This is a genomic window from Streptomyces rubradiris, assembly GCF_016860525.1.
GTDB classification, from domain to species: Bacteria; Actinomycetota; Actinomycetes; order Streptomycetales; family Streptomycetaceae; genus Streptomyces; species Streptomyces rubradiris.
Genome location: NZ_BNEA01000001.1, coordinates 484,570 through 510,567, shown reverse-complemented (window position 1 = coordinate 510,567; position 25,998 = coordinate 484,570). Strand labels below are relative to the sequence as shown.

The following is a 25,998-nucleotide window of genomic DNA, read 5'->3' as shown; positions in this document are numbered from 1 at the left end:
TGACGCGGACGAGCAACCTGCCGGCCGGTCTCCCTCACTGGGCGATCGACCCGATGCGCCGGGCAGGGGCGCGTGTTCAGGAGTCCGCGGTCACGGATGACCGGCCCGGGCGGCGGTGCCCACGGCCTCGTGGACGGCGCGGGCCAGCCGCGCGCCCCACAGGGAGCGGGGGCCGGCGAACGCGTGGACCTCGGTGTCGGCGCGCGGGGACCGGGCGGCCACGCACACGGCGTCCGTGGGGGTGCCGGAGCAGTCGTAGCCGGCCGCCAGCAACGCCTGCACCTTGGCCTCGGTGGCGGTCGCCACGGCGTTGACCAGTGCCGCGTCGGTCAGCGCCACCGGCAGCGCGACGACGATGTTGATCGTGCCGGGCCGTGCCGCCACGGCCGTGCCCTCGGCCGGGGAGGCGGCCCAGCCGCGTACCCCGAGCCCGGCGGTGGCGACCGCCTCCGCACCGCCGTCGGAGGCGTGCCCGTACGCCCGGACGTCGGCGGCGGTCATCAGTCCGACCCCCGGCCCGTGGGCGCCCGCGGCGCGGGCCAGCTCGGCGAGGTGGCGGTCCGGGTCGGTGCGCCGGTAGCCGTGGGACACCTGCGCGTTGAGCACCCAGGAGCGCTCCCCGATCCCTCCGCCGAGCACGGCGCTGCTGATCATCCGCCAGCCGGCGCCCGCCCGCCACAACAGGCTGTGCAGCCGCTCGTCGTCCTCGGCCCGGGTGTGCTGCCGCACCTGGAGCAACCCGGTCGCGGGGCGGGGCGGCGGAATGACGGCGGACATCGGGCGGGGTACTCCTTGCGCGGCGGGAACCGGTTGATCGTACGCCGCGCCGGTCCGGGGCGGGTCGTACCGTGGTCCGTCACGCCGCCGACGGCGCGCTGACCTGCACGGACGAGGCTCCCGCCGCGCGCTGCCGAGGTGAGGACGACTCCTGAGCGCGGTTCCGGTTCGTCCGGGTTCGCCGGTGCGGGGGAGGGGAACCCCGGAGAGTGCCCCGCCGGTCAGGGCAGAGAGGACCGAGCGCTTATGACGGTGCAGCGTGACAACCGCGGCGAGAGCCGGGACCTGGAGATCAATCCGATCTTCAGCCGGGAGCCCGTCCGAGTGCCCCGGTACGCGATGCCGGACCAGGGGATGGAACCGGACACCGCCTATCAGGTGGTCCACGACGAGCTGATGCTCGACGGCAACGCCCGGCAGAACCTGGCGACGTTCGTGTCCACCTGGGCCGAGCCGCAGGCCCGGCTCCTGATGGCGGAGTGCGCCGAGAAGAACATGATCGACAAGGACGAGTATCCGCAGACCGCGGAACTCGAGAACCGGTGCGTCCACATGCTGGCCCGGCTCTGGCACGCCGAGGACCCGCGCCGCGCGACGGGCTGCTCGACCACCGGTTCCAGCGAGGCGGCGATGCTGGGCGGGCTGGCACTCAAACGGCGCTGGCAGCACAAGCGGCGCGCCGAGGGCGGGCCCGCCGGCCGGCCCAACCTCGTGATGGGCATCAACGTGCAGATCTGCTGGGAGAAGTTCGCCGACTACTTCGAGGTCGAACCGCGCTACGTCCCCATGGAGGGCGACCGCTACCACCTCACGCCGGACAAGGCGGTCGAGCTGTGCGACGAGAACACCATCGGTGTCGTCGCCGTGCTCGGCTCCACCTTCGACGGCAGCTACGAACCCGTCTCCGGCATCGCCGCGGCCCTGGACGACCTGGAAAGCCGCACCGGACTCGACATCCCCGTCCACGTCGACGGCGCGTCCGGCGGGATGATCGCGCCCTTCCTCGACCCGGACCTCACCTGGGACTTCCGGCTGCCCCGGGTCGCCTCCATCAACACCTCCGGCCACAAGTACGGCCTGGTCATGCCCGGCGTCGGCTGGGCGCTGTGGCGCGAGAAGGACGCACTCCCCGACGACCTCGTCTTCCACGTCAATTACCTCGGCGGCGACATGCCGACCTTCGCGCTCAACTTCTCCCGGCCCGGCGCCCAGGTCGTCGCCCAGTACTACAACTTCCTGCGCCTCGGCTTCGACGGCTACCGGCGGGTCCAGCGGACCTGCCGCGACATCGCCACCCGGCTGGCCGCCGAGATCGCCGCGCTGGGCCCGTTCGAGCTGATCACCGACGGTGGCGAACTCCCCGTCTTCGCTTTCCGCGTGCGCGACGGAACCGACACCTTCAGCGTCTTCGACGTCTCCGCCGCGCTGCGCGAACGCGGCTGGCTGGTGCCCGCCTACGCCTTCCCCGAGCACCGCACCGACCTGGCCGTCCTGCGTGTCGTGGTCCGCAACGGCTTCAGCCACGACCTGGCCGACCTGCTCCTGGAGGACCTGCGCCGCGCTCTGCCCCGCCTTCGGAAGCAGCACGGGCCGCACCGCGACGCCGACGACGCGGGCGGCTTCGCCCACGGCGCGGAGACCAAGAACCCGCGGCGCCCGGGCCGCCACTGACCACGCACCACCGCCGGCGCCGGCGGACGGCGTGTCCGGCGAGCGAGGAGAGCGATCATGTGCCGCCTGTTCGGCCTCAGCAGTGCGCCCCGGCGCACCCACGCCACGTTCTGGCTGCTGGACGCCCCCGACAGTCTCAGCCGGCAGAGCCGTCACGACCCCGACGGCACCGGCCTCGGCTACTTCGCGGCGGACGGCACCCCACACGTGGACAAGGCGCCGATCGCCGCCTACGAGGACCGGGCCTTCGCCGAGGAGGCCCGCCGGGTGGAGTCGGCCGCCTTCGTCGCCCACGTGCGCTACGCCTCCACCGGCAGCCTGGACGCCCGCAACACCCATCCCTTCGCACAGGACGGGCGGCTGTTCGCGCACAACGGGGTCATCGAGGGCCTCGACCGGCTCGACGACCACCTGGGCGAGGACCGGTCACTGGTCGGGGGCGACACGGACTCCGAGCGCTTCTTCGCCCTGATCACCCGGGAGACCAGGAACAACGGCGGCGACCTTGACGCCGGCATCCGGCACGCCGCCCGGTGGGTCGCCCGGCACCTGCCCGTCTACGCCCTCAACCTCGTCCTCGTCACCCCCGGCCGGCTGTGGGCCCTGCGCTACCCCGGCACCCACGAGCTGTACGTCCTGGAGCGCCCGGCGGGCGGCCGGCACGGCGCCCGGCACCTGGACCACAGCGGCAGCCACGGCCGGATGCGCGTCCGCTCCGCGACCCTGGCCGACCACCCGGCCGTGATCATCGCCAGCGAACGCATGGACGACCACCCCGGCTGGCGCCTGATGGAACCGGGCGAGCTGCTGCACGCCGGAACCGGCCCGCACACCACCCGAGAGGTGATCCTGCCGGAGTCCCCGGCGCACCCGCTGACCCTGGCGGACCTGCGCCCCGACGCGGCCGCCTCCCAGCAGGCGCCGTGACCCGCTCGGCGGCCTGCACGAGCACCGCCGTTCCGTACGCTGGCCGTATGCGTATGCGCCCGACTCTGAACTGGACGCCCGAGGACCCGCTGCCGGGCAGCACGGACCTGGAACCGGTCGTGGAGGCGCTGAGCACCGGCGGTGTGCTGGTGCTCAGCGGCGCGGGCATCTCCACGGAGTCGGGCATCCCCGACTACCGGGGCGAGGGCGGCAGCCTGAGCCGGCACACCCCGATGACCTATCAGGAGTTCACCGCGAGCGCCCGGGCCCGGCGCCGGTACTGGGCACGCAGTCACCTGGGCTGGCGCACCTTCGGGCGCGCCGAGCCGAACGCCGGGCACCGGGCCGTGGCCGCGTTCGGGCGGCACGGGCTGCTCTCGGGGGTGATCACCCAGAACGTCGACGGCCTGCACCAGGCCGCCGGCAGCGAGGACGTGGTGGAACTCCACGGTGGTCTGGACCGGGTCGTCTGCCTGTCCTGTGGCGCCCGCAGCGCGCGCCGGGAACTCGCCCGGCGGCTGGAAGAGGTCAACGCGGGCTTCGAGCCGGTGGCCGTCGGCATCAACCCGGACGGCGACGCCGATCTCACCGACGAACAGGTCGGGGACTTCCGCGTGCTGCCCTGCGCGCTCTGCGGCGGCGTCCTCAAGCCGGACGTGGTGTTCTTCGGCGAAGCGGTGCCGCCGCGGCGGGTCGAGCGCTGTCGCGAGCTGGTCCGGGAGGCGACCTCGGTGCTGGTCCTGGGCTCCTCGCTGACGGTGATGTCCGGGCTGCGGTTCGTCCGCCAGGCGGCCCAGGAGGGCAAGCCGGTGCTGATCGTGAATCGGGACCCGACCCGGGGCGACCGGCACGCGGTCACCCGGGTCGGGCTCCCTCTGGGATCGTCTCTGACCAGCGTGGCCGGTCGGCTGGGCCTTCCCGCCGACGACGGGCGGCCGGCCTGCGCCGGACCGTGACGCCGCCGGCGCCTCGCGGCCGGCGTCGACGGGTCAGGCGTGCCGGTGCGAGTGGGAGTGCCGGCCGCCGGTGAAGAGGCGGTAGAGGGCGAGCAGGATGAGGGAGCCGACGATGGCGGCGATCCAGGTGGAGAGCTCGAAGAAGCCGTCGACGGAGTCGACGCCGAACACCACCTTGCCGAGCCAGCCGCCGAGCAGACCGCCGGCCACGCCGATGAGCATGGTGACGATGATGCCGCCGGGGTCCTTGCCCGGCATGAGGGCCTTGGCGATCGCGCCGGCGAGCAGTCCCAGGATGATCCACGCGATGATGCCCATAGTGGCCTCCGTTTCGTCGTTCGTCGGGTACAGCCTGTTAGCTCATCGTGTGTACCGTCTGCGCTCGCACAAACGTCCCTTTTTGCACGCGCCACCGCCGCGGGGGCGGTGATGTCCCGCGGGTCTCAGGCGCCTTCCACGTTGGACAGGGCGTTGCTGATGAGGCGGGTGGCGAACTCGCGGTCGTCGGTGAGGCGGTTGATGTGCTCGGCGAGCAGGAACGCGGTGGCCTCCAGGGGGTTCATCTCCTCCTTGGTCCACTTGCCGTACTGCTTGCGCCACAGGCTGGGGCTCAGACCCATGCCCGCGGAGACGACCAGGCCGGCCATGGTGGGGATGGCCTCCGGGCGGATGCTCTTGGGCATCATGCGCATCGAGGCCACCAGGCTCGGCACCACGTACTCCATGACGTCCTTGTCGTGGTCCTCGTACGCCATCCGCAGCCAGGTCATGAACATGTAGATGATGGTGCAGGCGCCGTCCAGCAGGTCGTGCGCCCCTCTCGGACCCAGGGACGCGGTGAACTGCTCGACCAACTGCCGCTGTTCGGGGTCGACCTCGGTCGCGCCGTCGTAGATGGACTTGAGCCGGGAGTCGATCACCATGAGCGCTCCGCTCACGTCACCGGCGGGGGCGTACTGGGGGTCGCATACCGATGCCAAAAGGGGTCCCTCCTCATGCGGGCCGCGGCACACCGCGCGGCATGTGCGTACCGTAGACGTCCGATCACCCAGCGTCCGGAGAATGCCGGGGCCGGACCCGATGGAGGGGCCGCGGGACCGGTCGGCCTCACCCGTCCGGGTGGCACCCGGGCCCGATCGGGTGGCGACACGGCTCGACGAGGGACCCGTCGGCCGCCCGCATCGACCCCGGCCGGGGAGAGCGGGCCGCCCAGCCGAACAGCGCTGCGGGCACTCGGCGAGATGACGCGAGGATCGGCTGCCGTGTCGTTCGCCGGGCGCGGCCCGACCGGGTCGCGGCCGGGCCCGTCACCGGCGCGTCCCGGTCCTCGGCCCGGGGCGTCATGGTGCCAGCGCCTCGACCAGGGCGGTGGTGACGCGTTCGAGGATCCGGCGCGACGTGGCGAAGTTGAGGCGTACGAACCCCCGCCCGGCCGCACCGAAGAAGGCCCCGTCGCTCAGGCAGACGCGGGCCTCGCGCAGCAGGAAGCCGGCCGGGTCGTCCAGGCCGGCGAAGGAGCAGTCCAGCCACGCCAGATAGGTCGCCTCCGGCATCGAGTAGCGCGCCTGCGGGAGCCGTTCGCCGAGCACCCGTGCCAGGAAGCGGCGGTTGCCGTCCAGATAGCGCACCGCCTCGCGGCGCCACGGGTCGCCCGCCCGGTAGGCGGCGATGTTCGCCGCGATGCCCAGGGTGCTGGCCCCGTGCCGGGAGTGGAACGGCAGGGCCCGCCACCGCCGGACGTCGCGGTCGCTGGTCAGCACGGCCTGCGCGCACTTCAGCCCGGCTATGTTCCAGCCCTTGGCGGCGGACACCAGGGTCAGTGTGTGACCGGCGGCCTCCGGCGAGACGGAGGCGTACGGGACGTGGGGGTGCCCGGGGTAGGTGAGCGGGGCGTGGATCTCGTCGGCGACGACCCGCGCGCCGTGCGCGGCCACGCAGCGGCCCAGCGCGCGGAGTTCGGGCCGGGTGAACACCCTGCCCAGCGGGTTGTGCGGGTTGCACAGCAGCACGGTTCCCGCGCCCCCGGCCAGCGCGGCGCCGATGGCGTCGAGGTCCAGGACGCGCCGTGCGCCGTCCGGGACGAGGGGCACCTCGACGGCGCGCCGGCCCAGCGCCGACACGACCTCCAGGAACGGCGGATAGGCGGGGGTGGGGACCACCACGGCGCTGTCCGGGCGGCTGTAGGCGCTGATGCCGAGGCCGACCCCCGTCAGCACGTCGGGGATCAGGAAGATCCGCTCGGCCGGTACCGTCCAGCCGCAGGTACGGGCCAGCCAGTCGGCGCAGGCGGACGGCAGCCCGGTGCGGATGTCACGCAGCGGATAGCCGGTCTCGCCGCGCTCCACCGCCTCGTGCACGGCCTCGCGCACGGCGGGGGCCACGGGGAAGTCCATCTCCGCGACCCAGGCGCCCAGCACCTCCCCGCCGTGCCGTCCCCACTTGAGCGTCCGGCGCGCCAGCAGCGCCTCGATGGTGATGTCGTCGAATCCGGGCGCCACGGGGTGGTCCGCCGCCGGCGCGGCGAGCCGTGTGCCGTCCGGTGCCTCCGCTTCCACAGCGCCTCCGCGGTTCAGTGGCAGAACAGCCGCAGTCCGGTACGGACCAGGGTGATGGAGTGCTCCTCGCAGGCCGCCGCGACCTCCTGGCCGCGCGCCGACCCGCCGCCCTCGACGATGCAGCGCACCCCGTGCGCGGCCGCGACGTCCACGTTGTCCCGGAAGGGCAGGTAGGCGTCGGAGACGAGGGTGCAGGGTGTGTGCCCGGCCAGCCAGGCGCTCTTCTCGGCGGGATCCAGCGGCTTGGCGGGCAGACCGGCGATCTGACGGTCCGCTTGATCCGCGCCGGACCAGGAGCCGGGCTCCCCCTCGATCAGCCGCATCACGCTGTTCACGCGGTCCTGGACCGTCATCGAGCCGGGGAACCGGGCCCCGGCCGGCAGCGGGTGACGCCGCAGCCGCCAGCGGTCGGCCTTCTCCCCGGCCAGCCGCACACAGTCCACCCGTGACTGCTGGCCCGCTCCGATGCCGATCGTGCGCCCGTCGTGGACGTACGCCACCGAGTTGGACTGGGTGTACCGCACGGTGATCAGCCCGAGCACGGCGTCCCGCACCTGCTGCCGGGTCGGCGGCGTGCCGCCCGCGGTGCCCTCGGCCAGCGTGCCGGGGCCGATCACCAGCGGGTCGGCTTCCTGCGTGATCCGGACCCCGAACACGTCCCTGACCTGACGGGCGGGCGGCTCGTAGGCGGGGTCCACCCGCAGGACGAGGAAGGCGCCGCGCTTCTTCCGGGCCAGCACCTCCAGCACGCCCGGCTCGAAGTCCGGTGCGATGACGCCGTCCGAGACGACCCGGGCCAGGAGGGCCGCGGTGTCCCGGTCGACGGGATGCGACAGGGCCACCAGGTCGCCGTAGGAGGAGCGCGGGTCGCAGTCCCGGGCCCGGGCGTAGGCCGACGCGGGGCCGGACACCTCGGCGTCGCCCAGCCGGAAGGTGGCCCGGGCGACCGGGTCGACCTCGCCGGCGACGGCCGCGCCGGCGGGGGAGACGTGCTTCATGGACGCCGCCGCGGGCAGGTCCAGCGCCCGGCTCGCCTCCCGTACCAGCTGCCAGCCCTGCAAGGCGTCCAGCAGGTTCACGACGGAGGGCGTGCCGCACAGGACGGACAAGGGCAGGGGGCCGCCGTCGGACGGCTGGGCCACCGCGTCGCGCTGCTGGGGATTGAGACCGTACTTCAGACGCCAACGCGCAGGGTCACCGACCATGACCGCCTCTCCGGAGGAAATACCGACGCCGGTCGCGCGGCGTCTTTCGCGTGAGCTGTGCGGGGAGTTCGAGAAGAAGGCCGCGGAGCCGTTCCGCTCCTTTTCGCCGAGCGGTATCGCCAGGACGTTCCGCGGGCCCCGGTCGTGCCCGCGTTCCAGGAAACCGGGCCCTCACACAGCCGTCAACCCCGCCCGTCGGCCGGGCATTTCGTGGAGCCGACCGGAATGCGGCCGCGACGGGCGTATGTCCCGCCGCCGGTCCGCGGGCGTACGACCGCGCCCGCCCGGCGGACCGCGCATTCCGATGACCGTTGTCCGCTTCTTCGCGGTCGGGGGGAATTCCAGGTGCCTGACAGTGTGTCAACTCCCTGCCTGAAGGGCACTCGTATGGCGCCTTGCCGCCCGGCAGTGCCCCGGATAGGCTCCGGGTTCCGTGTATCCCCGACCCGTCAGGTGACCGGCCCGTGAAGAGCGACGCAGACGACGCTGTCCGGACCGGGCAGCCGGAGGCCGCCGAATTCCCAGGACCCTCGGCGTACTGGGCGCGGTTCGCGCTGCTGTACGGCTGCGGGATACTGGCGGCCACCGGGCTCGGCAAGATCGCCCCGATCGCGGTGGACCTGCGCGCCGCGCTGACCCTCTCCCTCGACCAGGTTTCGCTGGTCACCTCCTCCATCACGGCGGTCGCCGCCGTGCTCGGGCTGCCGGTCGGCTATCTCGTCGCCCGCACGGCACCCCGCAGGGCCCTGCCGGCCGGCTGCGTCGTCATGGCGGCGGCGGGGCTGCTGGAGGCACGGGCCGGCCACTTCTGGCCACTGCTGGGCGCGCGCCTGGTGGAAGGGATCGGGTACGTCGCCGTCGTCGTGGCCGCCCCGGCGCTCATCATCGCCATGGGCGGCGGGCCCCGGCGGATGACCGCGCTCGCCGTGTGGGGGACGTACTTCCCGGTGGGCCTGGCGCTGGGGCTGTTCCTCGGCGGGGTGCTGTCGGCGTTCCTCGGCTGGCGCACCTGGCTGGTCGCCCAGGCGTGCGCCCTGCTCGTCGCCGGGGCCGCCGCCGTCCTCGCGCGCGGCGGGCGGACCGCGTCCGCCGGGGAGCCGGCCCCAAGAGCAGCCGCGCCGTCCCTCGACCGGCGCGCGGTGCGCCGCCTGTCGCGGCCCTTCCTGCTGTCCCTGGGCTTCGCCACCGCCAGCGGCACCATCGTCGCGGTGGTGTCCCTGCTCCCCACCTACCTGCACGAGGTCCTCCACGTGCCCACGTCCGTGGCGGGCACCCTCACCGGGGCCGTCTCGCTGACCGGCACCGTCGGCGGCTTCCTCAGCGGCTGGCTGCTGCGGCGCGGGGTGCCGGTGCGCCGGCTGTTCACCGGCGCGCTGCTGATGCCGCTGGGCACGGCCGTCGCCTTCCTGCACTGGGGCGGCACCGGCCTCGCCGCCGCCGGCGCGGTCCTCGTGGCACTGGCCAACGAACTCGTCGTCGCCGCCGCGTTCGCGATGATCCCCGCCGTCGTCGCGGACTCCGCCGACATCGATCTCGCCAACGGGCTCCTGGCCCAGGTCGGCAGCCTCGGCTCGCTGCTCGGCCCGCCCCTGGTCAGCTTCGCGGTGCTGGCGGCCGACGGCTGGTGGGCCGTCGCGCCCACCGTGCTCGCCGTCTGCCTGCCCGGGACGCTCCTGCTGCGCGCCTCGGTGCGGCGCGCGGCGGTATGAGCGCGGCACCGGCCGGGAACGCATCCCGTCCGCCCTGGCGGAAAAGGCCCCTCGCTGACGGAAAAAGGCCCCGCGTGGACGGGACATCGCCCCACTGAACGATATGAGCCAAAAAAGACGATCAATTGGATTCCGTATCGGCCTGGGCCCGGCCCGACCCTAGACTGGCTGTACCGGGCAACCAGTGATCCTCTTTCACCCCGGCCCGGGTTTCACCGTTTCGCACACCCGATACACGTGCACGAGGGTCCTGTCGTCCGAGGGCCCGGATTCCCACATCAGATCATGGGGTTTCCGTGGTGCGGCAGACGGCGGACAGGGCGACCGAAGTCCTCGGAGGGGTCCGGCAGGTGACAGGGAATCGGGAATCCGGGCAGACAGCGGAACTACGGCAGGAGATACGCAACTGGCTCCGGGAGAACTGGAGCGAGGAACTCGCGGTCGGCGACTGGTGGAGATCGCTCGCCGAGGCCGGATACGCCTTTCCCACCTGGCCCTTCGGAATGGGCGGCCGCGGCCTGGACCGCGCGGCGGCCCGGGCGATAACCGAGGAGATCGGAAAAGCCGGCGCGATCGGCCCGCCCGGTGGTGTCGGACAGATGGTGGGCGGCCCGGTCCTGCTGGAACACGGCACGCCCGGGCAGCAGCGCCGCTGGGTCCCCGCGCTGGCCGCCGGTACGGAGTCCTGGTGCCAGTTGTTCAGCGAGCCCGGCGCCGGGTCGGACCTGGCGAGCCTGCAACTGCGGGCCCACCGCGACGGCGACCGCTGGATCCTGAACGGCCAGAAGGTGTGGTCCCGGGAGGCCGAGCACGCCGACCGCGGCCTGGCCCTGGCCCGCACGGACTCCTCCGTCCCCAAACGCAAGGGCATCAGCCTGTTCGTCGTCGACCTGGACCAGCCCGGCGTCGACATCCGGCCGATCCGGCAGATGAACGGCCGCGCCACCTTCAACGAGGTCTTCCTCACCGACGTGGTGGTGCCCGCCGGGCACGTCATCGGCGCCGTCGGCCAGGGCTGGCCGCTGGCCGTGGCCAGCCTGGCCCACGAACGCGAGGAAGTGGGCGGCGGGGGCGTCCTGAGGCCCGCGCGCATCGCCCGGCCCGGCCGGCGGGCCGGGATGCTCCACCGCCCCATCGCCGAACTCGCCGAGGAACACCGCCGGGCGGAACGGGCCGCCGGGGTCCGCCGGGGAGTACGCACCCCCGAGGCGCTGATCGCCCTCGCCCGCGAACTCGGCCGGTCCGAGGACCCCGTCGTCCGCCAGCGGCTCGCGGCCCTGTACGTGACGGCGCGGACCAACCGCATGCGCAACCAGCGGGCCCGCGCCGCGCGCCGCCCCGGGCCCGAGGCGTCCCTGGGCAAGCTCGTCGGCTCCGCCACCGGACGGCAGGCCCGCGACACCGCCCTGTCCCTGCTGGGCGCCGAGGGCATGCTGACCGGCCCCGAGACCACCGGCGAGGGGGCGTTCCAGCAGATGGCCCTGTCGGTGCAGTCGCTGTCCATCGCGGGCGGCACCGACGAGATCCAGCGCAACCTCATCGGGGAGCGCGTGCTCGGACTGCCCCGGGAGCCGGAGGCCGACCGTGACGTGCCCTTCCGCGAGCTGCGGGTGGGGACGCAGCGCGAGTAGCCCGACGACCGCAGCAGCCGACCAAGGGGGCAGGCGTGGACCCGAACGGTTACCGGAACCCTCGGCATGAGACCGTGCCGAGGCCGGACCGCGAAACGCTCCGGTGGACCCGGCCGCGCGCGGAGGTGAGCCCGGCCCCGGACGCCCCGGGACCGCGGGACAGCCCACCGCGCGAGCCCGCCGTCCGCCCGCCGGACCTCGTACCCGAGGCACCCGCGTGCCTGCGGCAGACCACGAGACACCGCCGCGCCAGGACCCCCGGACACCTCCGCCATGTCGCCTGCTGACCCCGGCGCGAGCGGCTGTCGCACCGACACGCCGGCCGAGGGGCAAGGGGATGGAGAGGTGGCCTCGGCTGGGTCTGGGCGGGCCCACGGGGAGGCGGCTTCGGGCGGACCCGGTCGGGTTGACGGGGAGGTGGGCCTGACGGGACCTGAGGGGGGCGATGGGGAGGCGGCTTCGGGCAGGCCCGTGCGGGGCCATGGGCAGGTGGCCTCGGGCGGGCCCGGGCGGGTCGGTGGGGAGACGGCTCTGACGGGGCCTGCGCGGGGTGACGGGGAGACGGCCTCGGCCGGGCCCGTGCGGGGCGATGGGGAAGTGGTCTCGGCCGGGCCCGTGCGGGGCGATGGGGAGGTGGCTTCGGGCAGGCCCGTGCGGGGCGATGGGGAGGCGGCCTCGGGCAGGCCCGTGCGGGGCCATGGGGAGGTGGCCTCGGGCGGGCCCGTGCGGGGCGATGGCGAGGTGGCCCTGACGGGGCCTGGGCGGGGCGAGCGCGAGATGGCCCCGGCCGGCCCCCGGCGGGGCGATGGCGGCGTGGCTCCGGCCGGAAGCCGGCGGGCAGACAGGGACGCCCCGGCCGGGCCCCGGTGGGTCGAGGGTGAGGGTGGGGAGCTCGCTGTCGCCGCCCTGCGGGCGCACGGCGTGGATACCCTGTTCACCCTGTCGGGCGGTCACATCTTCTCCGTCCTGCACGCCGCGGCCCGCGCCGGGATGCGCATCGTCGACGTCCGCCACGAACAGACCGCGGTGTTCGCCGCGGAAGGCTGCGCCAGGCTCGGGCGCCGCCCGGCGGTGGCGCTGCTCACCGCCGGGCCCGGCGTCACCAACGGCATCAGCGGGCTGGCGACCGCCCAGGCCAACGGCGCGCCCGTCGTGGTGCTGGCCGGGCGGGCCGCACGGAAACGCTGGGGCTCCGGTGCCTTGCAGGAGTTCGACCACATCCCCCTGGTCACGCCGGTGACCAAGGACGCCCGGACCGTCACCCGCACCGATGCCGTCCCCGGTGAGCTGCGGGCGCTCACGGCCACCGCCGCCACCCCGCACCGCGGCCCGGTGTTCCTCGACATCCCCCTCGACGTGATGCACCGCAGGGCGAGCGCCATCCTGAACCCTCCGCTCCCCGTCGTCCCGCCGGCCCCCGACCCGGACGAGGTCGCCAAGGCCGCGGAACTCCTGGCCACCGCGAGCCGCCCGGTCCTGGTGGCCGGCGGCGACGTCTGGTGGGGCGGGGCCTGGGAGGCGCTGCGCCACTGCGCCGAGTCGCTGCGCGTGCCGACGTTCGCCAACGGGCAGGGCCGCGGCTGTCTGCCCGCCCGGCACGAACTGGCGTTCAGCCGGTCACGGGACGCGCTGAAGGAGGCCGACGTCGTCGTGGTGGCCGGCACGCCCCTGGACTTCCGGCTCTCCTTCGGCCGGTTCGGCGACGCGCGCGTCGTCCACGCCGTGGACCATCCCGCGCTGCGCGCCACGCACGTGCCCACGGCCGCCGCCCCGGCCGGCGACCTGCGGCACGTCCTCGACGGCATGGCGGCCTGGTCCGGGCCCCGGGCGGACCACGAGGAGTGGATACGGCGGCTGCGCGCGCGCGAACGCGCCCTGCGCGCGGCCGAACGGCCGGAACTGGAACACCCCGGTGAGCCCATCCACCCCGCCCGCGTCCTCGGGGAACTGATCGCCCAGCTCGACCACGACGCCGTAGTCATCGGGGACGGCGGCGACTTCGTGTCGTACGCGGGCCGGCTCCTGGACTCCCACCTGCCTGGCCACTGGCTCGACCCGGGCCCGTTCGGCTGCCTCGGCAACGGCATCGGCTACGCGATCGCCGCCCGGCTGCGCCACCCGGACCGGCAGGTGGTGCTCCTCCTCGGGGACGGCGCCTTCGGCTTCTCGGCCGGCGACGTCGACACCCTGGTGAGGCACCGGCTGCCGGTGGTGATGGTCGTCGGCAACAACGGCGGCTGGGGGCTGGAGAAGCACCCCATGCGCGCGCTCTACGGCACGGACGTCGCGGCCGACCTGAGGCCGGACAGCCGCTACGACCAGGTGGTCCGGGCGCTCGGCGGGGCGGGCGAGACCGTCACCGACCCGCGGCGGATCGCCCCGGCGCTGCGCCGGGCCTTCGCGGCGGGGGAGCCGTACCTCGTCAACGTACTCACCGACCCCGAGGTGGCCTACCGGCGCTCGGCGAAACTGGGGTGACTGGCATGACGACAGCGGACCACGGACGGCTCGGCTTCGGCGTACTGCAGTTCTTCTCCTGGCCCGGCCGCCGGATACCACCGGAGGCCGTCTACAGCCGCGCGCTGGAACGGATCGACATCATGGAGCGGTCGGGGGTCTACGACGCGGTGTGGCTCGCCGAACACCACTTCACCACCTACTCGGTCTCCCCGTCGGTGAGCATGATGGGCGCGCTGGTCGCGGCCCGCACCGAACGGCTGCGCATCGGCACCGCCGTCTCGCTGGCCGCGATGCACCACCCGCTGCGGCTCGCCGAGGAGATCGCGCTGCTGGACGTGGTGTCCGGCGGGCGGGTCAACTGGGGCGCGGGCCGCGGCAACGACCCCACCGAGTTCCGGGTGTTCGGGCTCGACCTCGAACGCAGCTACGCGCTGTTCCGCGAGAACGTGGAGGTCGTCCTCGGGGCCTGGCGGCAGGAACGCCTCACCCACCGGGGCCGGTTCCACTCCTTCGAGGACATCGAGGTGCTGCCCAAACCCTTGCAACGGCCGCACCCGCCGGTGTGGCTGGCCGCCTCCTCACCGGAGGCGGTCGCCTGGGCGGCCGGTGCCGGCTACTCGATCCTGATGGACCCGCACTCCACCCACGCCGCCATCGGGTCCAAGTACCGGGCCTACCGGCAGGGCCTGGCCGACGCCGGTCATCCGGTCGACGGCCGGGTCATCCCCATGGCCCGGCTGATCGCGGTCGCCCCGACCGACGAGGAGGCCCGGGAGATCGCGCTGCGCGGCGCGCGCTGGACCCTCGGCTCGTTGAGCGACCCCTCCCGGCGCGACTACTCCCGCAGCATCCGCCCGGCCGGGGCGCGAGCGGCGGGACACGACAGCCGGGACCGGGCCGAGCGGTACGCGGACGACGTGGTGATCCACGGCAGCCCCGCCCGGGTCGCCGAACACATCAGGGCCCTCAAGGAGGAGATCGGCCTGCACTACCTGCTGTGCGCGCCGTTGAGCCACGCCTCTTTCCTGCTGCTGACCCGGGAGGTCATCCCGAAACTGCTGTAATGGGAAGCACCCGAGACTTTCGAACGAGGCGGCCGGGAGATCCTCTTGAGAATCGATCACTTTCTTCTCGCGGACGGGGACGCCCCCTTACGGGAGAACACCATCTGCTCCGAGCGGAAGATCGAGGAATTCCTCGGCCTGCCCGGTCATGAATCGCTCGCACCGGCCAAGGGCGACCACGAGGAGCGGGCGGCGCCGGTGGACCGCCTCACCGGCCTGGCGGAGCGCTGCTGATGGCGCCCGCGAGTCTCGTCGCGCTCGGGGACGCCCTCGCGGACCTGGTGGTCGCCGTCCCGCCGGAGGTGTGCGCCCGGCTCGGTGTCGAACCGGGCACCGCGGACTTCTTGGAGTTCGACGCGCTGGCGGAGGTCGTCGCCCGGCTGGAGTGGGAGGGCGCGCGGGCCGTGGTGTCGGCGGGCGGCAGCGCCGCCAACACCTGCGTCGCCTTCGTGGCCGACGGCGGCCGGGCGGCGCTCGCCACGGCGTGCATGGACGACCCGCTCGCCCAGGCCGTCCGGGACGACCTGGCCGGGCGCGGAGTGTCGGTGCCGGTCCGCACGCCCGGCCGGGGCCGCACCGGGCGCTGCCTGGTGCTGCTGCTCCCCGACGGCGAACGGGCCTTCCTCATCTGGCAGGGCGAGCGCCGGCGGCTGCGGATGCTGCCGGACGCGGTGGAGGCGTGCCTGGCCGACACCGGCTCCTGCCACGGGATGCTGGTCGAGGGGTACCTGCTGGCCTCCGAGGAGGGCTGTGCGGCGGCCCGCGACGCCCTGCGGCGCGCCGTCGCGCTCGGCGCCCGGCGCATGCTCGCCCTCTCCGACCCCGCACTCGTCCGCACCCGCCGCCGGCGCTTCGCCGAGCTGCTGGCCGCCGGAGTCGACGTCGTCCTCGGCAACGAGGCCGAGGCCACCGCGCTCACCGGCACCGACGACGCCGAGGCGGCGGCCGCGGTGCTGGCCCGGCACGGCATGCTCGGCGTGGTCACGCTCGGCGCCCGCGGCGCGCTCGTCCACGGGCCGGGCGGCCGGCACCGCGTCGCCGCGCCCGGCACGCCGGTCACCAGCGCGGTCGGCGCCGGCGACGCCTTCGCCGGCGGCTTCCTGGCCGGGCTGCTGTCGGACCTGAGCCCTCCGGAGTGTCTCGCGCTCGGCGTGGCCAGGGCGCGGGCGGTCCTCACGGTGGAGCAGGCGCGGGCTCCCGTGCCTCCCGAGCCCGCCCGAAGACCCTGAATTACCCGTACGAGATATTCGACCATGGTTTCCTGGACGGGAAATCAGGGGAACGGCGCCGCGATTTTCCCTGCCCCAATCCGGCGGAAAACAGACGGGGTTGGCAGTCCGCCCCCGGTGTGATACTCCTTCAGTCGGGCGGAATACGGTTTCGGAGAGGGGTCGTTTTTCATGACGGTTACCGTGCGCACCGAAGGTGTCGGCCCGTCCGCCGTCTTCGCGCTGCCCTGGCTGGTCGCCGACGAACTCGGCTATTTCGCCGAGGAAAACGTCGCGGTGGAATTCGTCCAGAACCGCGCGGAGCAGAAGCTGACCGAACCGGTGGCGGACCACGAGCTGGTCGACTCCATCCGCAACCACGTGCCCTTCGAGGAGGGGCAGGTCGACCTGTACCGCGCCTGCGAGTGGGGGCAGATCCGGCGGGCCCACGACAGCCGCCGGGGAGCGAGGATCATCGGGAAACGCTCGTCGGTCGCGGTGATGGCCCTCATGGCGGCGCCCGGTTCGAAGTACATCTATCCCCAGACCCTGGCGAACGCGCCCGTGGCGGTCAGCTTCCACAACGGCAACCACTACGCGGCGATCCAGATGCTGGAGGGCTTCCTGGAGGCCGACGAGATCAAGACGGTGGGCTACCACACCCTGGACGGCTACCGCGCCGTCCAGTCCGGTGAGGCCGCGGCCGTCGCCCTGTCGGAACCGTGGATCACCCTGGCCGAGAAGCAGGGCTTCCAGAAGGTCATCGAGACCCACTACGCGGGACTGGAGCTGGTGGCACCGGACTTCGACCGCGCCGTCTACGCGGCCTGCAACCGGGCGGTCAACCGCGCGGTCGCCGCGCTCGGCCGGGACAAGCGCCCCTACCTGCACTACCTGATCGACTCGCTGCCCGAGGTCTTCGCGGGCGAGGTCACACCCGACGACTTCCACCTGCCGCGGCTGCGCTACGTACCCCCGGAGCCGTACACCCGCCTGGAGTTCGAGAAGGCCTACGCCTGGATGCGGCGCTGGGGCCTGATCGAGCCGGGGGCCCGGTACGAGGACCTGGTGGTCGAGGACGCGCAGACCGACGCGGTCCACTGAGGAGACTGGGGGAGACGCCATGTCCGAGGCCCCGTCGCAGGAATGGGGCGTGCGCGTCCGCACCGGATGCCGCGTCAGCTTCACACTGATCGACCTGAACGGCGAGACCGGCCGCCGCAACGGCATGGCCTCCATGGCGCTGCGCTCGCCCGGCCTGGAGGCCGTCGTCCTGCCGCACCACGAGAACGCGGTCGAGGCGGACGAGAACGGCTCGGCCCACCTGGAGGCCGTCGGTACCCTGCTGGACCGCCTGCGCGAGGCGTGGGGCGGCCCGCCCGCCAAGGTGGTGATCCGCAAGGGCCTCCCGCCGCACACCGGCTTCGGCTCCGGCACCACCACGGCCGTCGCCGTGGGCCGCGCCTACGCCCAGTTCGCCGGACTCCCGCTCGGCACCGCGGAGATAGCCCGGACCGCCGGCCGGGCCGGCACCTCGGGCGCCAGCCCCAACCTCATAGAAAGAGGCGGCTTCCTGGTCGACGGCGGCCACCTCAACCCCGACGACTTCGCCGAGGACCCGAAGCGCTACCTGGTCCCGACCCGGTTCGCGGGCGGCGGGAAACGGCCCCCCGTGCTGATCTCGGCGCCCTTCCCCACCTGGCCGGTCCTCGTGATCATCCCCAACGGCCACCAGATGCACGGCGAGACCGAACGGCAGTTCTTCGCCCGGACGCTGCCCATCCCCGCCGAGGAGGCCCGCCGCACCGCCCACGCGGTCCTGATGAACCTGGCCACCTCGGTCCTGGAGGCCGACTACCCGGCCTTCTGCCGCGCGGTGAACTTCCTGACCTACGAGAGCCACTTCAAGCAGAAGCAGATCGACATGCAGTCCTCCCAGGTCAAGTACCTGCTGGAGGAGGCGCGCCGGGGGCAGGAGATCGACGCCGTCGCGATGAGCTCCGAGGGACCGATGTGCTACGCCTTCACCCGGCGCCCCGGGGCCGCCGTCCGGTGGCTGTCCGGGCTGCGGGAAGCGGGCGTCGTCCGCGAGTTCTGGTTCAGCGGCGCCCGCAACGTCCCCGCCGACGTCGACTGGATCCCGGTGCTCGACGACGACGGCCGGACAGTCGTCGACTGAACCCCGCCGGGCACGAGCACGCGAGGAGGCAGCAGTGCCGAAGAGGTTCTCGACCAAGGATCTCGACGTCCGGCGGGCACCGGCCGACGGGCGCACCGGAGTGGGCAGTTTCCGGTTCACCGACGACTACTCGGTCTTCCACTACGGAAAGATGCCCGACTCCGTCCCGGGCAAGGGCGAGGCGTGCTGCCGCATCGCGGCGTTCAACTTCGGCCTGCTGGCCGAGGCGGGCGTGCCCAGCCACTTCCGCGCCTTCCACCCGCCCGACCGGCTGGAGTTCGACCTGCTGAGGGTCGTCGACCCGAGGGAACGGCCGCTCGGGCCGGGAGACGTCAACCACCTCGTCCCGCTCCAGGTCATCTTCCGCACCATGCTCCCCGAAGGCTCCTCGGTGCTGCGCCGCCTGAGACTGGGCCGGCTGGAACCGGCCGACATCGGCCTCACCCATGCCCCCGCCCCCGGCACCGTACTGGAGCGCCCGGTCATCGAGTACACCACCAAGCTGGAGGAGATCGACCGCTTCGTGCGCCGGGACGAAGCCGCGGCGATCGGCGGGCTGGACGCGGAGCAGCAGACCGAACTGGAGGACCGTACCCGGCTGGTGGCCGAGGTGGTGGCCGCGCACGCCCGCCGCGTCGGGCTGGTGCTCGCCGACGGCAAGGTCGAGTACGGCCGGGACGCGCGGGGCCGGCTGATCCTGGTCGACCACGCGGGCACCCCCGACGAGGCCCGGCTGCTGCTGGACGGCGCCCACGCCGACAAGCAGGTGCTGCGCGACCACTACGCGGCCACCGGCCTGCAGTCCCGGGTGGAGGAGTGGGTGCGGGAGGGCCGCCCCCGCTCGGCCTGGCCCGCCCCCGACCCCCTCCCGCGCGAGGTGGTGGAACTCGTCGGCGAGATGTACCGGTCGCTGTGCGAGCTGTGGACCGGCACCCGGGTGTGGGGCGCCCAGGACCTGGACCGGGTACTGGACCGGCTGGCGGCCCTCGCACCCGGCACCCGCCGCACCGAGCCCGGGGCGGGTGCGGCATGGACCTGATACCACCGTGTGCCGGGCGGGCGACGCCCGCGCACCGCTGCGCGGCCGCCGTCCCGGGGGCGCCCCGCGCCGATGAGCTCACCGCGACCAACGGCGTGAGTGGGCGGCGCGAGCGACCGTCGGACCGTACTGCCACGCCACACCCGCGACCCGGCCCGCTCATGGCCTCCGGCCCCGTGCACCCGGGGCACCTCGCCCGCTGCGAGACGGACTTCGCCGACCCACCACCGCGGAGGCCCGTGCGTGGCCCGGAAACCCGGCCGTCCGCGCTCGGCCCCCGCCGTGTGCGCCCACCGAGTGACCCCGGCCGGGCCGGCCGGCGGGTGGTGGGCCCGTACGGCCGCGTACCCGGCGAGGAGGAGGCAGCGTGAACGCGCGGGAACGTACCGGGCGTTGGCTGATCACGGCCGACCGGGTCTGGGACGGGGCCGCCGCCGCACCCGTCCCGTACGGGTTCGTGCTCCTCGACGGCGACCGCATCGCCGCCGTCGGCCGCCAGGCGGACCTCGGTGACGGCGACACCACGGCCGCCGCCCGGCTGGACCTGCCCGGCGCCACCCTCATGCCGGGGCTCATCGACGCCCATGTGCACCTGACCTTCAGCGGCTCGGACGTGCCCGTCCGCGACTACCTGCGGGAGGCCCGGGCCGGCGCCGCCGCCCTCGCCGTACGGGCCGTGGTCAACCTGCGGGCCGCCGTGGAGGCCGGCGTGACCACCGTCCGCGACCTGGGCACCCCGAACGAGGTCGCCTTCCCGCTGCGCGCCGCGGTGGCCGACGGCCGGATTCCCGGACCGCGGGTGCTGACCAGCGGCCGGCCGATCACCGTCACCGGCGGCCACTGCCACTGGTTCAGCCACGAGTGCGACTCGCCCACCGAGATCCGGGTGGCCGTGCGGACCCAGGTACGCGACGGCGCGGACTGGATCAAACTCATGGTCGGCGGCGGCAACCTGACGCCCCGGACCAACCCGGTGCGGCCCCAGTTCACCGAGGAAGAAGTCCGGGCCTGCGTGGAGGAGAGCGACCGGCTGGGCCGCCCGGTCGCCACCCACGCCTACGACCCGCTCAGCATCCGCCGGTCCGCCGCCGCGGGCGCGCGCACCATCGAGCACTGCCTCTTCGAGACGGCCGACGGCATCGCCTACGACCCGGCCACCGCCGATCTGATGGCCGCCCGCTCCATCGCCTTCGTCCCCACCATCAGCGGCGCCCTGCACCGGATGCGCGACGGCACCGAGCTGATCGCCCCCCGGTTCCGCGACCGGCACCAGCACGTCCGCGAGGTCTTCCGACTGCTGCTCGCCGCCGGGGTGCCCATGGTCGCGGGCTCGGACGCGGGCGTCCCGCACCGCGCCTTCGACGGCTTCCCGGCGGACCTGGCGGCCCTGGCCGGGGCGGACGGCATCGGACTGACCCGGCACCAGGCGCTGGTCGCCGCCACCTCCGGCGCCGCGGCCGGACTCGGCATCGACGACGCGGGCACGCTGACGCCCGGCCACCGCGCCGACCTGCTCGCGGTGGACGGCGACCCGCTGCGCGACCTCGGGGCCCTGCTGCGCCCACGGCTGGTCGTCGCCGCCGGACGCCGGGTGCGCGGCCCGGACACAGGAACCGGCTGACGCACCCGGCGGCCACCGCACGCAGCCGGCCTCCGGACGAGCCTGACGGGAGCACGCATGAAATTCGGCATCTTCTTCGAACTGTCGGTACCGCAGCCGTTGGGCCACGCCGACGAGGTACAGGCATACCGGGACGCCCTGGAACAGAGCAGGCTCGCCGACGAGCTGGGGTTCACCACGGCCTGGGCGGTCGAGCACCACTTCCTCCAGGAGTACTCGCACTGCTCGGCCCCCGAGGTCTTCCTCACCGCCGTCGCCATGTCGACATCGCGGCTGCGCGTCGGCCACGGGGGAGTGGTGTGCGTGCCCCAGATCAACCATCCGGTGCGCGTCGCCGAACGGGCCGCCGCCCTCGACATCCTCTCCGGGGGCCGGCTGGACGTCGGCACCGCACGCGCCTCGACCATCACCGAGCTGGGCGGCTTCATGGCCGACCCGGACAGCACCAAGATGTCCTGGGACGAGTACATCGACGTACTGCCCCGCATGTGGACCGAGGAACGCGTCCGCTACGACGGCACCACCTTCACCCTGCCCGAGCGTCCCGTGGTGCCCAAGCCGGTGCAGGACCCCCACCCGCCGCTGTGGGTGACGGTGACCTCGCCCGGCACCGAACGCGACGCGGCCGACCGGGGCATCGGCTGTCTCGGGGTCGCCGCGGCGAGCTTCAAGGAACAGGAACGGCGCACCGGCGAGTACCGCAAACGCATCCAGCAGTGCGACCCGGCCGGCCGCGCCGTCAACGACCAGGTGGCCACCATGAACTACCTCTTCTGCCACGAGGACGACGCCACCGCGAGCCGGATCGGCGGCACCATGTTCAACGCCTTCGGCATGCTCAACAGCCAGCTGCTGTGGGCGCGGGAGGTCTACCCCACCCCGGCGTACCGGTCGCTCGGCAACCTCGCGCCGGGCGGCGTCGACCGGGTCCGCGACACCGACCCGGCGGCCCGGCGGCCCGTTCCCGAGGGCGTCGCCATCGGCGACCCGGACCGCATCGTCAAGGCCATCAAGATCTGGGAGAGCATGGGCGTGGACGCGATCAACTTCCTGCTGAACACGGCGAACCTGGTGCCCCAGGACCAAGTGCTGGCCAGCATGCGGCTGTTCGCCGCCGAGGTCATGCCGCACTTCGCGGAGGGCGGCGACTGATGCTCAGCGGAACCGCCGACCCCGAGGCGATGGCCGCGTCCGCCCCCTACGTCGCCGCCCCCGCCACCGAACCGCTGGTCTGCCACGGCGCGGAACTCCTCCAACTCGTCTACCAGGTGGACGCCCACACCCGGCAGGAGGTCCTGCCCCCGGCCCTGCACCCGGTCAACCCCCCGGTGATCACCGTGTCCGTGCTGCGGGCCGCCGAGAGCGACGCCGGACCGTTCACCCTGGCCGAGACCCGCGTCGTGTGCCGCAGCGGCGCGCGCGGCAGGGGCTTCCACGTGTCCGGGTTCATCGACGGCGAGGAGGCCGCCCGGCTGCTCGCCCAGCGCTGGGGATACCGCACCCGCCCGGCCGCCGTGGAGCTGCGGCTGCGCCACCACGGCGCCACCGCCGAGGTCCGCGAGGCCGGCCGCGCGCTGCTCGACGCGCGCCTGCTCGACCCGGTCCCGCTGGCCCCCGCCGACATCCAGTTCACCGACTCCATGCACCTGGCCCGCACCCCGCGCGGCAACCGGCTCATCCAGGTCGAGCGCGCCTACGACATCACGGCCGCCCGGCGCGGCCGGCCGGTGCTGGCCGCCTTCGAGGCCGCCGGCTGGGGCGAGCCCCGGCTGCGCCCCTCACACCCGATATCGGCCGTCGCGCTCACCGGTGACGTGGTGTTCCGGCCGGTCCGCTACCTGTGCCGCGCCGATGTCAGCGCCTCGGAAGGGACGGAACGCATTGACCACGCCTAGCCCCGACGAGGCGCCGGACGACCGGAGCGCCCACCTCACCGGCCACGAGCGCGCCGCACCGATGCGGCCCGGTCCCACCGGACCGCTCCGGGGCGTCCGGGTGGTCGACCTCACCCGCGCCGTGTCGGGCCCGTTCTGCACGATGATCCTGGGCGACCTCGGCGCCGAGGTCATCAAGGTCGAACCGCCCGCCGGGGACCTGCCCCGGTTCGCCGGCCCGTTCACCAAGGACGACACCGGCCGGTACTACGGCGGGCTGTTCGCCAGCATCAACCGCAACAAGCTGGGCATCGTCCTGGACCTCGGCGCACCCGCCGACCGGGAGCGGCTGCTGAAGCTCGTGGACGGCGCGGACGTGCTGGTGGAGAACTACCGGTCGGGCGTGATGGAGCGCTGGGGACTGGAGTACGAGGCGCTGCACGCCCGCAACCCCCGGCTGGTGTACGCGGCGATCCGCGGCTTCGGCGACCCGCGCACCGGCACCAGCCCCTACGTGGACTGGCCCGCCTACGACATCGTCGCGCAGGCCATGGGCGGGCTGGTCAGCATGACCGGTCCGGCCGGGCACGAGGGCGTCCGCGTCGGCCCGACCATCGGCGACCTGTACCCCGCCGCGCTCGCGGCCGTCGGCGTCCTCTCCGCCCTGCACCACGCGCGGGCCACGGGGGAGGGCCAGATGGTCGACGTGGCCATGGTCGACTCGATCGTGTCCCTGTGCGAGACCGCCGTCTACCGCTACTCCTACACCGGCGTGGTCAGCGCCCCCACCGGCAACAGCCATCCGCAGCTGGTGCCGTTCGACATCTTCCCCACCAAGGACGGCCAGTGCGCCATCGCCGCCCCGACGGACAACCACTGGAAGGTGCTGTGCGAGACGATCGGGCGCCCCGACCTCGTAGCCGACGAGCGGACCCGCACCAACGGTGACCGGGTCGCCAACGCCGTACTCGTGCACCACGCGATCGCCGGCTGGACGCTGGAGCGGACCACCGCCGAGATCACCGCGGAACTCGGCGGCCGGGTCCCGCTGGGACCGGTGAACGACGCCGCCGACCTGTTCACCGACCCCCACGTCCACGCCCGGGACATGCTCGTCGCCGTGGAACAGCCGGGCGGCGCCCGCCCGGTGGTGTTCCCCGGCTGCCCGATCCGCTTCACCGCGACCCCCTCCGGGGTGTACCGGCGGCCGCCGGTGCTCGGCGAGCACACCCGGGAGGTCCTGGCGGCGCTGGACGAGGACGGTCCGGCGCCGGGGTAGCCGACGGCAGGGTGCCCGCCCCGGGCGGGTCAGGGGCGGCGGCCGGCGCGGGCGAGCAGCCGGGTCTGCGGGTCCGCGCCCGGCTCCACCGCCACCTCGGCGAACCCCCACTGGGCGAACATCCGCGGGCGGCTGTCGAAGAGTTCCAGGCAGGCGTCGACCAGAGCGGCCGGCAGCCGCGGGTCCGGCTCCAGCGCGCGGCCGATGTCCCAGCCGTGGATCAGCACGTCCACGAACCGCTGCCTGGCGTACACCCGGCCCGGCCGCTCGCCGTAGGACAGCGGCCACAGGCGGTCCATGGCGTCCCCGGCCGCGAACGCCTCGGTCGCCGCCGCGACGGAGGCCGCGTGCGCGGCGGCCGGGTCGTCCCCCAGCAGATCGCCGTCGAGTTCCGTGCCGACGTCCTCGATCGTCCGGCCGCCGCCCAGCTCGCGCACCCACAGGTTCCCGGCGACGAGGTGGTTCACGACCTGCCGTACGTTCCACCGCTCGCACGGGGTGGGTGCCTCCCACCGGCCGGCGCCGACGGCGGCGACGAACCGGTCCGTCGTGAGCAGGGCTTGCGCGTGCAGGGCCCGGATGTCCATGGGGGAAGACCACCGTCCTCGATGTCGTGGGCCAAGGGGCTGGGCGGGCTCAGGTCCGGGGCTGCCCCGCTCCGGTCTCCGCGAGCCGGGCGAGGAACCGGTGGATCGACCGGTCGTACGCCTCCGTACGCGCGAACGCCTTCACGGCCAGCCGGCGCCGGAAGCCGGGGTCGGTGGCGCCGGCCCGGCCGCCGGCGGCGGTCAGGGCGGCGAGGACGGCGCCGTAGTCCGCCGGGTCCACGACGGGGAGCACGTCGGCGTGGTTCTTGGCGGCGGCCCGCACCATGGCGGGGCCGCCCACGTCGATGGAGTCCAGCACGCCCTCGGAGGTGTCGTCCGGCGGCAGGTCGCGGAAGTTGCACACCAGTACGTCGATGCGGGGCACCCCGTGACGGCGGACGTCCGCCTCGTCGGCCGGATGCCCCCGGCGGTACAGCAGCCCGCCGAAGACGGACGGGTGAAACGCCCGGACCCGGCCGCCCATCAGCTCCGGCACCCCGGACAGGTCGCCGATCACCGTGGCGTCCAGCCCGGCCTCCCGCAGCAGCCCGGCGGTGCCGGCGGTGGCCGCCAGCCGCAGGCCCAGACGGCCCAGACCGGCCCCCAGTTCCGTGATGCCCGTCTTGTCCGTCACTGACAGTACCGCGTACATCTGGGGCCCTCCGGCCGGTCAGCCCGCGAGCAGTGGCTCCACGCGGGACAGGGTCTCCTGGATGTTCTCCTCGGTGATCACCCGGCGTGCCTCCCGCGGCGTCAGCCAGCGCAGCGGCGCCTGCGGGTTCTCCGGGCGGACCGCCTCGGGGGTGCGGGTGGCCAGGACGAAGCGGATGTCGGCGTGTTCGTGCGCCGCCTCCCGGGAGTTGGCCGGCACCGGCACGATCACCAGGTGCCGGACCCCGGCGTCCGGCCAGGGCACGAGGTCGGCCAGTCCCGTCTCCTCCCGCCCCTCCCGCAGGGCGATGGCGAGCGGGTCGTCCTCCTCCGGGTCGGCGTGGCCGCCGACCAGCAGCCAGGACTCGTGGCGCTGGTGCCAGCGCAGCAGGACCCGGCCGCTGTCCTGGTGCACGATCAGCGCGGACCCGGTGACGTGCAGCGGGGTGGACCGCCGCCACGGGTCGCCCGACGCGACGAGGGCGCGCACCCGCTCCACGTCCGCGCGTTCGGCGGTGCTCTTCGGTTCGTAGCGGTCAAGGAGATCGAGGACCGCGTGAGGGGCTGTGGCCATGCGCGGCATCCTAGTGACGGGGCGTGGGCCG

Annotated in this window: 24 protein-coding genes; 16 read left to right on the top strand and 8 right to left on the bottom strand. The window is 74.0% G+C overall.

The window, feature by feature from the left end:
- Window positions 1-90: 90 nt before the first annotated feature.
- Window positions 91-777 (bottom strand): adenosylcobinamide amidohydrolase, encoded by a 687-nt coding sequence (locus tag Srubr_RS02465; protein WP_189993216.1) that lies wholly within the window; start codon window positions 775-777, stop codon window positions 91-93.
- A 246-nt stretch (window positions 778-1,023) separates the two neighbouring features.
- Here Srubr_RS02465 and Srubr_RS02460 point away from each other — a divergent pair, with 246 nt between their 5' ends.
- The 3 genes from Srubr_RS02460 to Srubr_RS02450 are packed head-to-tail and all read left to right on the top strand — an operon-like array spanning window position 1,024 to window position 4,331.
- Entirely contained in the window at window positions 1,024-2,448 is a 1,425-nt protein-coding gene (locus Srubr_RS02460; protein WP_189993213.1) for a glutamate decarboxylase, read from the top strand.
- Window positions 2,449-2,505: 57 nt separating this feature from the next.
- Window positions 2,506-3,375 carry a class II glutamine amidotransferase gene (locus tag Srubr_RS02455; protein ID WP_189993211.1) on the top strand — a complete coding sequence of 290 codons (870 nt, stop codon included), beginning with the start codon at window positions 2,506-2,508 and terminating at the stop codon, window positions 3,373-3,375.
- 47 nt (window positions 3,376-3,422) lie between these two features.
- A complete protein-coding gene (locus Srubr_RS02450; RefSeq protein ID WP_189993210.1) occupies window positions 3,423-4,331 on the top strand; it encodes an NAD-dependent protein deacetylase in 909 nt (302 codons plus the stop codon).
- 33 nt (window positions 4,332-4,364) lie between these two features.
- Here the strand turns inward: Srubr_RS02450 and Srubr_RS02445 are convergent, their stop codons facing one another.
- From Srubr_RS02445 to Srubr_RS02430, 4 genes are all read right to left on the bottom strand, one after another.
- Window positions 4,365-4,649 carry a GlsB/YeaQ/YmgE family stress response membrane protein gene (locus Srubr_RS02445; protein ID WP_189993207.1) on the bottom strand — a complete coding sequence of 95 codons (285 nt, stop codon included), beginning with the start codon at window positions 4,647-4,649 and terminating at the stop codon, window positions 4,365-4,367.
- 125 nt (window positions 4,650-4,774) lie between these two features.
- Window positions 4,775-5,311: a hypothetical protein gene (locus tag Srubr_RS02440; protein WP_189993205.1), complete on the bottom strand. Its 537-nt coding sequence runs from the start codon at window positions 5,309-5,311 to the stop codon at window positions 4,775-4,777.
- A gap of 360 nt (window positions 5,312-5,671) precedes the next feature.
- On the bottom strand, window positions 5,672-6,886 hold the full coding sequence (locus tag Srubr_RS02435; protein WP_203854908.1) for a MalY/PatB family protein: 1,215 nt from the start codon (window positions 6,884-6,886) through the stop codon (window positions 5,672-5,674).
- A gap of 14 nt (window positions 6,887-6,900) precedes the next feature.
- Window positions 6,901-8,091, bottom strand: coding sequence for a phosphoribosylaminoimidazolecarboxamide formyltransferase (locus tag Srubr_RS02430; protein ID WP_189993203.1), 1,191 nt, complete (start codon window positions 8,089-8,091; stop codon window positions 6,901-6,903).
- A 464-nt stretch (window positions 8,092-8,555) separates the two neighbouring features.
- Here Srubr_RS02430 and Srubr_RS02425 point away from each other — a divergent pair, with 464 nt between their 5' ends.
- The 13 genes from Srubr_RS02425 (at window position 8,556) to Srubr_RS02365 (ending at window position 24,155) form a co-directional block, all read left to right on the top strand.
- On the top strand, window positions 8,556-9,800 hold the full coding sequence (locus Srubr_RS02425) for an MFS transporter (RefSeq protein ID WP_189993201.1): 1,245 nt from the start codon (window positions 8,556-8,558) through the stop codon (window positions 9,798-9,800).
- A 350-nt stretch (window positions 9,801-10,150) separates the two neighbouring features.
- Window positions 10,151-11,431, top strand: coding sequence for an acyl-CoA dehydrogenase family protein (locus Srubr_RS02420; protein WP_189993199.1), 1,281 nt, complete (start codon window positions 10,151-10,153; stop codon window positions 11,429-11,431).
- Window positions 11,432-11,704: 273 nt separating this feature from the next.
- On the top strand, window positions 11,705-13,909 hold the full coding sequence (locus Srubr_RS02415) for an acetolactate synthase (protein ID WP_308439895.1): 2,205 nt from the start codon (window positions 11,705-11,707) through the stop codon (window positions 13,907-13,909).
- 5 nt (window positions 13,910-13,914) lie between these two features.
- A complete protein-coding gene (locus Srubr_RS02410; protein ID WP_189993197.1) occupies window positions 13,915-14,955 on the top strand; it encodes an LLM class flavin-dependent oxidoreductase in 1,041 nt (346 codons plus the stop codon).
- A gap of 45 nt (window positions 14,956-15,000) precedes the next feature.
- Window positions 15,001-15,189, top strand: coding sequence for a hypothetical protein (locus Srubr_RS02405; protein ID WP_189993196.1), 189 nt, complete (start codon window positions 15,001-15,003; stop codon window positions 15,187-15,189).
- Window positions 15,189-16,184, top strand: a complete 996-nt coding sequence (locus tag Srubr_RS02400; RefSeq protein WP_189993194.1) for a carbohydrate kinase family protein — start codon at window positions 15,189-15,191, stop codon at window positions 16,182-16,184. Before Srubr_RS02405 ends, Srubr_RS02400 begins: the two co-directional genes overlap by 1 nt.
- 171 nt (window positions 16,185-16,355) lie before the next feature.
- Entirely contained in the window at window positions 16,356-17,267 is a 912-nt protein-coding gene (locus Srubr_RS02395; protein WP_189993192.1) for an ABC transporter substrate-binding protein, read from the top strand.
- 19 nt (window positions 17,268-17,286) lie between these two features.
- On the top strand, window positions 17,287-18,342 hold the full coding sequence (locus tag Srubr_RS02390; protein ID WP_189993190.1) for a beta-ribofuranosylaminobenzene 5'-phosphate synthase family protein: 1,056 nt from the start codon (window positions 17,287-17,289) through the stop codon (window positions 18,340-18,342).
- A 34-nt stretch (window positions 18,343-18,376) separates the two neighbouring features.
- Window positions 18,377-19,381 (top strand): phosphoribosylaminoimidazolesuccinocarboxamide synthase, encoded by a 1,005-nt coding sequence (locus tag Srubr_RS02385; RefSeq protein WP_189993188.1) that lies wholly within the window; start codon window positions 18,377-18,379, stop codon window positions 19,379-19,381.
- Between the two features lie 367 nt (window positions 19,382-19,748).
- Window positions 19,749-21,002, top strand: coding sequence for an amidohydrolase family protein (locus Srubr_RS02380; RefSeq protein ID WP_189993185.1), 1,254 nt, complete (start codon window positions 19,749-19,751; stop codon window positions 21,000-21,002).
- 57 nt (window positions 21,003-21,059) lie between these two features.
- On the top strand, window positions 21,060-22,154 hold the full coding sequence (locus Srubr_RS02375; RefSeq protein ID WP_189993183.1) for an LLM class flavin-dependent oxidoreductase: 1,095 nt from the start codon (window positions 21,060-21,062) through the stop codon (window positions 22,152-22,154).
- Complete coding sequence (locus tag Srubr_RS02370) at window positions 22,154-22,897, top strand: acetoacetate decarboxylase family protein (protein WP_189993181.1); 744 nt, start codon at window positions 22,154-22,156, stop codon at window positions 22,895-22,897. Before Srubr_RS02375 ends, Srubr_RS02370 begins: the two co-directional genes overlap by 1 nt.
- Entirely contained in the window at window positions 22,884-24,155 is a 1,272-nt protein-coding gene (locus tag Srubr_RS02365) for a CaiB/BaiF CoA transferase family protein (protein ID WP_203854906.1), read from the top strand. Before Srubr_RS02370 ends, Srubr_RS02365 begins: the two co-directional genes overlap by 14 nt.
- A gap of 29 nt (window positions 24,156-24,184) precedes the next feature.
- Here the strand turns inward: Srubr_RS02365 and Srubr_RS02360 are convergent, their stop codons facing one another.
- Genes Srubr_RS02360 through Srubr_RS02350 form a run of 3 tightly spaced genes read right to left on the bottom strand, consistent with a single transcriptional unit; the run spans window position 24,185 to window position 25,967 of the window.
- On the bottom strand, window positions 24,185-24,742 hold the full coding sequence (locus Srubr_RS02360) for a TIGR03086 family metal-binding protein (protein WP_189993179.1): 558 nt from the start codon (window positions 24,740-24,742) through the stop codon (window positions 24,185-24,187).
- 49 nt (window positions 24,743-24,791) lie between these two features.
- The gene (locus tag Srubr_RS02355; protein ID WP_189993177.1) at window positions 24,792-25,376 is read right to left on the bottom strand and encodes a hypothetical protein; all 585 of its coding nucleotides are present in this window, start codon (window positions 25,374-25,376) and stop codon (window positions 24,792-24,794) included.
- A gap of 36 nt (window positions 25,377-25,412) precedes the next feature.
- A complete protein-coding gene (locus Srubr_RS02350) occupies window positions 25,413-25,967 on the bottom strand; it encodes an NUDIX hydrolase (protein ID WP_189993175.1) in 555 nt (184 codons plus the stop codon).
- Window positions 25,968-25,998 lie beyond the last annotated feature (31 nt).